The 9,359-nt window shown below is 66.9% G+C and carries 8 protein-coding genes and 1 pseudogene; 1 reads left to right on the plus strand and 8 read right to left on the minus strand.

Features of this window, described 5'->3' with window-relative positions:
• Nucleotides 1-83: 83 nt before the first annotated feature.
• The 8 genes from JOY90_RS28190 to JOY90_RS28225 all read right to left on the minus strand — a co-directional run bounded on the left by JOY90_RS28190 (nt 84) and on the right by JOY90_RS28225 (nt 8,793).
• Complete coding sequence (locus JOY90_RS28190; protein WP_291694376.1) at nt 84-968, minus strand: NAD(P)-dependent oxidoreductase; 885 nt, start codon at nt 966-968, stop codon at nt 84-86.
• A 110-nt stretch (nt 969-1,078) separates the two neighbouring features.
• Complete coding sequence (locus JOY90_RS28195) at nt 1,079-2,218, minus strand: M20/M25/M40 family metallo-hydrolase (protein WP_291694377.1); 1,140 nt, start codon at nt 2,216-2,218, stop codon at nt 1,079-1,081.
• A gap of 12 nt (nt 2,219-2,230) precedes the next feature.
• Nucleotides 2,231-3,010, minus strand: coding sequence for an IclR family transcriptional regulator (locus tag JOY90_RS28200; protein ID WP_291694378.1), 780 nt, complete (start codon nt 3,008-3,010; stop codon nt 2,231-2,233).
• A 27-nt stretch (nt 3,011-3,037) separates the two neighbouring features.
• A complete protein-coding gene (locus JOY90_RS28205) occupies nt 3,038-4,018 on the minus strand; it encodes an ABC transporter ATP-binding protein (protein ID WP_291694379.1) in 981 nt (326 codons plus the stop codon).
• On the minus strand, nt 4,006-5,013 hold the full coding sequence (locus JOY90_RS28210; RefSeq protein ID WP_291694380.1) for an ABC transporter ATP-binding protein: 1,008 nt from the start codon (nt 5,011-5,013) through the stop codon (nt 4,006-4,008). The genes JOY90_RS28205 and JOY90_RS28210 overlap by 13 nt, the downstream gene beginning before the upstream one ends.
• Nucleotides 5,013-5,927: an ABC transporter permease gene (locus tag JOY90_RS28215; protein ID WP_291694381.1), complete on the minus strand. Its 915-nt coding sequence runs from the start codon at nt 5,925-5,927 to the stop codon at nt 5,013-5,015. The genes JOY90_RS28210 and JOY90_RS28215 overlap by 1 nt, the downstream gene beginning before the upstream one ends.
• Nucleotides 5,914-6,888: an ABC transporter permease gene (locus tag JOY90_RS28220; protein WP_291694382.1), complete on the minus strand. Its 975-nt coding sequence runs from the start codon at nt 6,886-6,888 to the stop codon at nt 5,914-5,916. The genes JOY90_RS28215 and JOY90_RS28220 overlap by 14 nt, the downstream gene beginning before the upstream one ends.
• A 231-nt stretch (nt 6,889-7,119) precedes the next feature.
• Entirely contained in the window at nt 7,120-8,793 is a 1,674-nt protein-coding gene (locus JOY90_RS28225; RefSeq protein ID WP_291694383.1) for an ABC transporter substrate-binding protein, read from the minus strand.
• 294 nt (nt 8,794-9,087) lie between these two features.
• Between JOY90_RS28225 and JOY90_RS28230 the strand changes: the two are divergent.
• Nucleotides 9,088-9,359 (plus strand): annotated as a pseudogene (locus tag JOY90_RS28230) (peptidase M28); the annotation flags it as partial.

Raw genomic sequence — 9,359 nt, forward strand, 5'->3', positions numbered from 1 at the left:
GGTCGGCCTCGACCTTCGTCGGCGGACCGAAAACCGTCCCGGTGCGTTTCAGAATGAGCTGAACGGACGGCCACCCAAGCCACTCACTGCGCCGGCTTCGCCCAGTTCTGGTACATCGAAAGCAACGCGACGATGTCCTTACCGCGAAAGCCCTCCACCAGCGCCAGCGCGTAGAGCTCGCGCGTCGCGGAGGCCGAGGGCGTCGGCATGTGCGTCATCCGCCCGAGTTCGACGCCGAGCGCGAGATCCTTCTCGCCGAGTTCCATCCGGAACCCCGGCGCGAAATCGCCCTTCAGCGCGTTGGGAAACCGCTTGTTGAAGTGGTGGGAGCGGCCGCCGCTGACGGAGAGCACCTCGTAGAGCTTCTCCGACTCGACACCGGCGGCAACGCCGAGCGCGAAAGCTTCGGCGGCGACGAGCACGTTGCCCATCGACATCATGTTGTTGACGATCTTGACGACCTTCGCGGTCCCGACCGGCCCGGTATGCTTGCAATCATTGCCGAGCAGATCCAGGATGGGCTGTGCCCGCGCCACGTCCGACGCTTCGCCGCCGGCCATCAGGATCAGCTTGCCGCTTCGCGCCTCGTTCGGACCGCCGCTGACCGGACAATCCAGCACCGCGATGCCGCGCGACGCCGCCGGCCCCGCCACGTTTCGCATGGTCTGCGGATCGATGGTGGAGAGCTCGATGCAGAGCGCGCCCGTCGCAGCGCTCGCCACGATGCCCCCGGCCCCGAGCCAGGCCTCCGTCACGGCCTTGGGATCGGGCAGGCTCGTCAGGATCACCGTCCGATCCGCCAGCGCTTCGGCGATGCTCGACGCCATCCGGAAGCCTTCGCCCGCGAGACGCGCGCGCTGATCGGCGTTGATGTCGTAGCCGACGACGTCGAGATTCGACTCGCGCAGCCGTCCCGCCATTCCCGATCCCATCTGCCCCATGCCGATCACGGCAATCTTCTGGGCCATCCGAAGGTCCTCCCGTCACTATGCGTTGCTCTCGTCTGCAGTAAGCACGTCGCGACGGTATCCGCCAAGCCATCGATCCGCATGGCGGAGGCCAGATTGTCGGAAGGCCTTCAGCGCAGCGTCTGCATCAGCCGCAGCAGCAGCGTCGCGCGCGGCACCAGCGAGGAGACGAACAGCTGCTCGTCGTGGGTATGCGCCGCCCTGCCGTCGACGCCGAGACCATCGAGCGTCGGCGCGAGCGCGGCGGTGAAATTGCCGTCGGAGCCGCCGCCGGTCTTGAGGTCCTTCAGCTCGAAGCCGATCTCGGCCGCAAGCTTGCGCGCCTTCTGGAACAAGGCGTCGATCTCGGGCGACTTCTCATAGCCGGGCCGGTTCAGCCCCCCGGTGATCTCCAGCGTGCAATCGGGATCATGGGCCTTAAGCGCCAGAACGCGCGCGATCGCCTTGTTGCCGATCTCGGGGTTCGGCACGCGCATGTCGATCTCGGCGCTGGCGTGCTCGGCCACGACGTTGGCGCGCGTGCCGCCCGCGATCAGGCCGACATTGACGGTGACGCCGGTTCCGTAGTCCGTCATCGCCTCGAGATCGAGGATCTGCTTCGCGAGCTCGCGCACGGCGCTGCGCCCGTCCTGGTGACGCGAGCCGGAATGCGCCGGCCGCCCGGTGACCTTCAGCTCGAACCGGGCCGTGCCCTTGCGCGCGGTGACGATGCGGCCGCCCTCGCGCGCCGGCTCGGTCACCAGCACATAGCTGGCGCGGCACGCCTCCCGCTCGATGATGGCGCGCGAGGTCGGGCTGCCGACCTCCTCGTCGGAGACGAACAGATGCCGGATCGGCAACAGGCCGGCGGCGCCGGTGTCGATCAGCGCGCGCAAGGCCGCAAAGGCGATCAGCGCGCCGCCCTTCATGTCGCAGATGCCGGGGCCAAAGGCTCTGTCGCCTTCGACCCTGAACGGCAGCGGGCCGGCCAACGTGCCGACCGCGTGCACCGTATCGAGATGGCTGAGCACCAGGATGCCGGGCTCGTCGGCTTCGCCCCATGGCGAGGAGATCAGGAGATGGTCACCATAGCCGTCTCGCCCCGGGATGCGCTCGATGCCGGCGCCGGCCGCCTTGGCGTCGGCCTGCACCTTGTCCACCATGCGGTTGACCGCGGCTGGATCGGTGGTCGGGCTCTCGATCTCGACCCAGCTTCGGATTTCGTCGAGCAGGCTGTTCGTGTCGAAATAGGCCGCGGCGGTGTTCTGCATGCTATGTCCCTGTCAGACCAGTTCTTCGGTATCGGCGAGCGCGCGCCAGCCGAGCTTGGTGGAAATCTCGGAAGCCGCTTCGACGAGAATGCGGATGTAGAGCTGCTCCAGGTCGCGGGTCAGTCGCGATTGCGGGCCGGCCACGCTGACGGAGGCGATGACGCGGCCGCCATGATCGCGGATCGGCGCGGCGACCGAGAACGCGCCGGGATCGAGATCGCCATGGCTGACATTGTAGCCTTGCGCACGGATGCGCTTGAGCAGCGCCTTCAGGCGCTTGGGGTCGACGATGGTCGAAGGCGTGAAGGCTTCGAGCTGGCCCGCGAGCACCTTCTCCTGCACGTCGTCGGGCGCGAAGGCGAGCAACAGTTTCGGGCCGCCGCCGACGTGGAGCGGCCCCTGCCGGCCGAGCTCGGCATAGAGCCGGATCGGCTGCGGCGACTGCCGGATCGCAACGCAGATCGTGCCGAGGCCGTCGCGCACCAGCAGGCTGATGTTCTCGCGCGTGCGCGCCGAGAGATCGTCGAGCACCGGGTTGGCGATGCGCACCAGGGGCGACCGGTGCTGCATCTGCTCGCCGAGATAAAGCGGCTTGTAGCCGAGCGAGTAGGTCCGCTCCTCGGGGTCCTTCAGGAGATAGCCGCGCGCCTCCAGCGTCGTCGCCATGCGGAAGGCGAGCGTCTTGGTGGTGCCGGTCTGGCGCGCCAGCTCGGACAGGCCGATGTTCTGGTTCTCGGCGACGATCTCGAGAAGCTTCAAGGCCCGGTCGATGGCGGCAATCGTGTAGTCCATATTCCTGTTTCCAAATCTCTCGAAGGCTCAGGCAATGTGAAGATGGCAGGCCGCGGTGTGCCCCGGCGCCACCTCGATGAGCGGAGGCTCCTCGCTGGCGCAGCGAGCGAAAGCATAGGGGCAGCGATGGCGCAACCTGCAGCCCGATGGCGGGGTGGCGGCGCTGCCGATCGCGCCCGAGATCGGCAGCGCGTCGCGCGGCTGGTCGACGTCCGGACGCGGCACGGCCGCAATCAGCGCCTTGGTATAGGGATGCGCCGGGCGCGCGATGATCTCTTCCGTCGGCCCCTGCTCGATGATGCGGCCGAGATACATCACCAGCGTGCGGCTGCAGATATAGCGCACCAGCGTCAGGTCATGCGAGATCGTGAAGGATGTCAGCGACAGCCGCTCCTTCAGATCGCGCATCAGGTTGAGGATGCCGGCGCGCACGCTGACGTCCAGCATCGAGACCGGCTCGTCGGCGACCAGGAATTCCGGGCCGACCACCAGCGCCCGCGCCAGCACGATGCGCTGGAGCTGGCCGCCGGAAAGCTGGTGCGGCAGGCGGTCGAGATAACGCTGCGGCTCGGCGAGGCCGACGAGGCGCAGGCTGTCGGCTGTGCGCGTCTCGTGCTCAGCCCGCGGCACGCCGAGATTGACCAGCGGCTCGGCGACGATGCGACGGATGTTGAAGCGCGGGTTGAGCGCGTCGAACGGATTCTGGAACACGAGCTGTGCTTGCTGGCGGAAGCCGCGTAGGCGCGCTCCCTTCATCCGGTCGAGGTGGTCGCCACGATAGGTGAGCTGGCCGGAGGTGATCGAGGTGAGCTTCAACAGCAGACGCCCGACCGTGGTCTTGCCGCTGCCGGATTCGCCGACCAGGCCGATCGAGTCGCCGCGCCGAATGGTCAGGTCAATGCCGTCGACGGCCTTGAGCCGCGGCCGCTCGGCGCGCAGCATCTGGCGCCAAGTGCGGCTGACCGGAAACGCCTTGGTCAGCCCGAAGGCCTCGATCAGCGGGTCCATGTCGACGCCTTTCGTGCGGCTTCGCGCAGCGCACCCGCCTCCGCTGCACGAAAACAGGCCGCGCTGTGGCCCGGCTCGACCACAACCGGCGGCGGATCGCTCTCGCGGCAAGCCGCAAGCGCAAGCGGGCATCGCGGCGCGAAGCGGCAGCCTTTCGGCGGATCGGCGAGGTCGGGCGGCGCGCCCTCGATCGGAACCAATGTCTCCACCGGCTCGTGCAGGTCGGGCGACGCGTTCATCAGCCCCATCGTGTAGGGGTGGGTTGGCCGCCTTGTCAGCGCTTCGGTGGTTCCCTGCTCCACGATGCGGCCGGCATACATCACCGCGGTGAGACCGCAGAGATAGGTGACGACGCTGATGTCGTGCGTCACGATGATCGCCGACAGGCCGAGATCACGGCCGAGTCTGCGAATGGTGTCGAGCACCTGGCGCTGCACGATGACGTCGAGCGCGGTGACCGGCTCGTCGGCAATGACGAGTTTCGGGTTCAGCGCCAGCGCCATCGCGATCGCCGCGCGCTGACGCATGCCGCCGGAGAACTGATGCGGGAAATCCGTCAGCCGCACCGGGTCGAGCCCGACCGAGCGGAACAGCGCGACGGCGCGCTCGTCCGCCGCCTTGGTCGGCAGGCCGCCGCGCTCGCACAGCACCTCGCGCATCTGGTCGCGCAGGCGGTAGACCGGATCGAGCGCGTTCATCGAGGTCTGCGGCACGAAGGACAATTCACGCCACAGGCGCTGCCGACGCTTCGCCGGCGTGAGCTCCGTCAGGTCCTCGCCGTCGAGCGCGACCCTGCCGCCATCGATCGAGGCGTTGCCCGGCAGCACGCCCATCAAGGCCCGCGCCAGCGTGGACTTGCCGCAGCCGGACTCGCCGACCAGGCCGAGCATGGCGCCCGCGGGCACGTCGAGATCGACCGCATCGACCGCGCGGACCGCAACGCCGCCGCGGCGATAGGACACGGACAGGCCCTTGACCTCGAGCAGCGTACCCATCAGCCCTCCCCCAGTTTCGGGAACAAGAGCTCCTCGTAGCCGCGGCTGATGAGGAAACCGGCGAGCACCACGAGCACCAGGCAGATGCCCGGCGGCACGAACCAGGAGAATTGCTCGCGGTCGAGCGCCTGCGAGGCATAGGCATCCTGCAGCATGGTGCCCCAGGAGATAGTGTCGGTCGCGCCGAAGCCGAGAAAGCTCAGGCTCGCCTGGGTCAGGATCGCCCAGCCGACCGCGATCGAGCCGTAGAGGAAGGCGAGCGGCACGATGTTCGGGGCGATATGCACCAGCATGATGCGCCATTCGCCGGCGCCGGTGACGCGCGCCGCCTCGATGAACTGGCGCTGCGACAGCGTCAGCACCTGGCTGCGGATCACGCGCGCCGCGTTCGGCCAGAGCAGGATCGCGACCGTCAGCACGATGTTCTGCAGGCTCGGCCCGATCAGCGCCACCAGCACGATCACGAACGGCAAAAATGGCAGGCCGAGCACGAGATCGGCGAGCCGCATCAGCGCACGATCGACCCAGCCGCCGAGATAGCCGGCGACGAGGCCGACCGCACTTCCGATCGTCGCCACCGCCACCGCCGCGGTGAGGCCGACGAAGAGCGAGGGCCGCGCGCCGAGCACGAGCTGCGAGAACACGTCGCGGCCGAGATTGGTGGTGCCGAGCAGGTGCGCCGCGCTCGGCGGCAGCGAGGCCGCGAGCTGGCCGTCCTCGGTGAACAATATCTCGATCGGATCGTAAGGCGCGATCGAGCCCGCGAGTGCCGCGACCAGGACGAAGACCAGGTAGATCGAGACGCCGATCAGGGCGGATGGATTCTTCGCGAGGTGGCGCGCCAGCCGCGCGAAGAGCCCCGGCGCGCGCGGCCGCGCCGCGGCGGCGATGTGCGGCAGCTCAATGCTCGCCATGGACCACCCGCGGATCGAGCAGGCCGTACATCAGGTCGGCGATGAAATTCATCACGACCAGGACGAAGGCGATGACCAGGAACGCGCCCTGTGCCAGCGGATAGTCGCTGTTGGCGACCGCATCGACCAGCAGCCGGCCGAGGCCGGGCCAACTGAAGACGTTCTCGATCACGACATTGCCGCCGACCGACTGCCCGAAGCCGAGCGCGAACGCGGTGACCAGCGGCAACAGCGCGTTGCGCGCCGCGTGCCGCAGCATGATGCGGCGCTCGGAGAGGCCCTTCATGCGCGCCATGGTGACGAACTCCTCGCGCATGATCTCCAGCATGTTGGAGCGCATCAAGAGCGCCGGCAGGCCCTGCAGGTAGATCGCCAGCGTCAGCACCGGCAAGACGAGGTGACGCAGATAGTCGAGTGAGAAGATGCGCTCCCATTCCGAGGCGTAGCGCGCGCCGGCGACATTGGCGCCGCCGGACGGAAACCAGTTCAGTCCGAAGGCGAAGATGGCGAGCACGATCATGCCGAGCCAGAACTCCGGCGCCGCGCGCGTCGCCAGCACCAGGGGCACCGAGATCTTCTCGAACAGGCTGCCGCGCCGCCAGGCGAGCGAGGCGCCGAGCAGCGCGCCGAACAGGTAGGCCACGATCAGCGCGCTCGAGGTGAGCAGCAGCGTATTCGGCAGCACCGCCAGCACGAGGCCCATCACGGGCTGACGCTGCCGGAACGACAAGCCGAACTCCCCCTCGGCGAGGTTCTTCATGTAGATCAGGTACTGCTCGAACAGCGGCCGATCGAGGCCGAACTGGGCGCGGACGAGCTGACGCTGCTCCTCGGTGAAGGTCGGGTCGAGATGCGCGATCGAGGGATCGGTCGGCATCAGCCGGAACAGCAGGAACAGGATCGTCGCGATCGCCCAGAGCACGATCAGCATGTGCAGGAAGCGGCGACCGAAATACGCCATGACAACGAGCCCTAGACGAACGATCTTGGAATTTGAATCATGTCAGCCTCCTCCACCGAACCTCATCCTGAGGAGCATCGCGCCAGCGATGCGTCTCGAAGGATGGCCGCGGGTAACGGCCGTGCAGGCGGCCATCCTTCGAGACGCGAGCCTTCGCCCTGAGGGCGAAGGCTCGCTCCTCAGGATGAGGTCGGAGCGCTTGGAAGCAACAGATTCCATGGAATCACTCGTCTAATTCGAAGCCAAGGTCTCCTTGACGCCCTCGGGATAATGCAGCTTGCCACCGACCAGCACATAGCCGGCGTCGCTCAGCATCTTCTTCGCGCCATTCATGTCGACCTTGAGGTCGTCGATGCCCGGCTTGCTCCAGAATTTCAGCGCCGGCGAGATGAAGGAGTTCGCCGGCACCGCGTAGCCGTTCCAGGCCGCGGCCGCCATGAGCTGGCGATTGGTCGCCGCCGACAGCGCCTTGCGGAAGCTCGGATCGTTGAACGGCGGGCGGCGCTGGTTCGGCGCCACGAAACGGAAGCCCATGTCGATGGTGGAGACGACCTCGATCTTCGGATTCTGCTTGGCGAAATCGGCCAGTATCTTCGGATCGCCGCGATAGTCGCTGAGGAAATTGATCTCGCCGCGGCCGAGCATGCCGAGGGTGGCGCCGACATTGGTGATGATGCGCAGGATCCAGCGGTTCATCTTCGGCCGCTCCCAATAGTCGGGATTGGCCTCGAGCACGATCTCCTCCTGCAATTTGAGCCGCGAGAACTTGAACGGGCCGGAGCCGATCGGCATCGGCTCCTGCACCGTCTCGACATTCTGCGGCTTGTCGGCGAGATCTTTCAGGATCGGCTCCCAGACATGCTTCGGGATCAGGTTGATCTTGGCCAGCGTCGAGGATTCGAAGGCCGCGCTCGGCGTGTTCAGTTTGAAGCGCACGGTGCGATCGTCGACCGCCGAGACCTCCTTGATGTTGGCGACGAACGGCTTGTACATCGGCGACTTGTTGCCCGTCGCCGGCGCCTGGAACGAGAACACCACGTCCTCGACCGTGAGCGGCTTGCCGTCGTGCCATTTCTGGCCGGGACGCAGCACCGCGTCGATGGTGGTGGGATCGACATGCACGATCTTCTCCGCCGCCCATGGCACGGGCAGCCCGCTCGGGTCCATCCGCATCAGCCGGTCCCAGACGATCTCCGTGACCCAACTGTCGAGCGCGCCGCTGATGTAGAGCGGGTTCATCGCGATCAGCGCCTCGGAGGCGTTGCAGATCATGTCTTTCTGCTCGGTCAGCGGCTCGGCGCGCAGAAAGGTCCAGAACGAGCGGATGCCGATGCCGCTCTGCTCGGTGACGGTCTCCGGCTTCCAGACCGATTTGTCATAGGCCAGCACGTTCTTCGGATAGACCAGGAAGATATAGGGCTGCTCCCGATTGATCTCCTCCTGCGCCTGGTAGAGCAGTTGCTGGCGTTTGGTCCGGTCGAGTTCGGCGCGCTGTGCCTCCGCGATCTTCATGTAGTCGGGATCGTTGTGGGCGACGAAGTCGTAGCCGGTCGCCGCCGTCGCCGGATTGAACAGGTTGTAGGCGAACTCGTCCGGATCGCTGCGCTCGGGCCGGCCGACCATCCGCCACATGCTCATGTCCCATTTGTCGCGCGTATTCCACACCAGCGACGAGAGCTCCGGCCGCGGCAGGCCGCGCACCTCGATGTCGAGGCCGAGCTGACGCCAGGCCTGCGCGAGCAGTTGCGCGGCCTGGAATTCCTGCGGGTCGCTCGCCTGCGCCGCGCTGACGATGACGAGCTTGCGGATCGGATCGCCCGGCTCGGCCGCGCGAGCCGCCCCGACCAGCGCGGTTGCCGCGGCGGAAGCCAGCAGGGATCGGCGGGTGATCGGGGCAGAGAACATGTCGGCCTCCTCGGGACGCGGCTGTCGGATGGCGGCCGCTCGGGATCGAAAACGCTCACGGGCAATTGATAAACCGGCGTTTCACAAATTGACAAGGGTCTGCGGCCATCTGTCCGGGCGGTTTTTGCGGCGCTGAACAGTCGTTGAACAGACTGCCTACTCGCATGGCGCGCTCTGACTAAATTCACGGCGCAAGCAGGCTGGACGGCGCTGTTGACGAAAATGAAACAGCGGTTCATTTTGATGCCATCCACTTCCCGTCGTCCCCGCCGCATTGCTTTCGGAGATTGATTGATGGCCGTCACCAGCGCCGAGCGCCGCATCCTCGACCGGATTTCACTCGACGAGCCCTGGAAGCTGGTCGAGGCCTTCTCGACCATGCCGCGCTGGCGGCCTGAGGATGTCAACAAGGGCGCCGACGTCATCGTCGGCCGCCTGAAGGCGCTCGGCGTGCCGGTCGAGGTGCATGAGCCGGAGATCTATCTCTCGATCCCGCTGTCGGCTTCAGTCGAAGCGGGCGGCAAGGTGTTTCGCGCCAAGCCGCCGTCCTCGGCGCTGTCGGTGCC

Origin of the sequence: Bradyrhizobium sp. (genome assembly GCF_019242285.1) — a bacterium.
In the GTDB taxonomy this organism is placed as follows: Bacteria; Pseudomonadota; Alphaproteobacteria; order Rhizobiales; family Xanthobacteraceae; genus Bradyrhizobium.

Bases quoted from the DNA above. Each gene is read 5' to 3' on its own strand.
- JOY90_RS28190 (WP_291694376.1), bottom strand. From the start codon at position 968: ATGGCCCAGAAGATTGCCGTGATCGGCATGGGGCAGATGGGATCGGGA.
- JOY90_RS28195 (WP_291694377.1), bottom strand. From the start codon at position 2,218: ATGCAGAACACCGCCGCGGCCTATTTCGACACGAACAGCCTGCTCGAC.
- JOY90_RS28200 (WP_291694378.1), bottom strand. From the start codon at position 3,010: ATGGACTACACGATTGCCGCCATCGACCGGGCCTTGAAGCTTCTCGAG.
- JOY90_RS28205 (WP_291694379.1), bottom strand. From the start codon at position 4,018: ATGGACCCGCTGATCGAGGCCTTCGGGCTGACCAAGGCGTTTCCGGTC.
- JOY90_RS28210 (WP_291694380.1), bottom strand. From the start codon at position 5,013: ATGGGTACGCTGCTCGAGGTCAAGGGCCTGTCCGTGTCCTATCGCCGC.
- JOY90_RS28215 (WP_291694381.1), bottom strand. From the start codon at position 5,927: ATGGCGAGCATTGAGCTGCCGCACATCGCCGCCGCGGCGCGGCCGCGC.
- JOY90_RS28220 (WP_291694382.1), bottom strand. From the start codon at position 6,888: ATGGCGTATTTCGGTCGCCGCTTCCTGCACATGCTGATCGTGCTCTGG.
- JOY90_RS28225 (WP_291694383.1), bottom strand. From the start codon at position 8,793: ATGTTCTCTGCCCCGATCACCCGCCGATCCCTGCTGGCTTCCGCCGCG.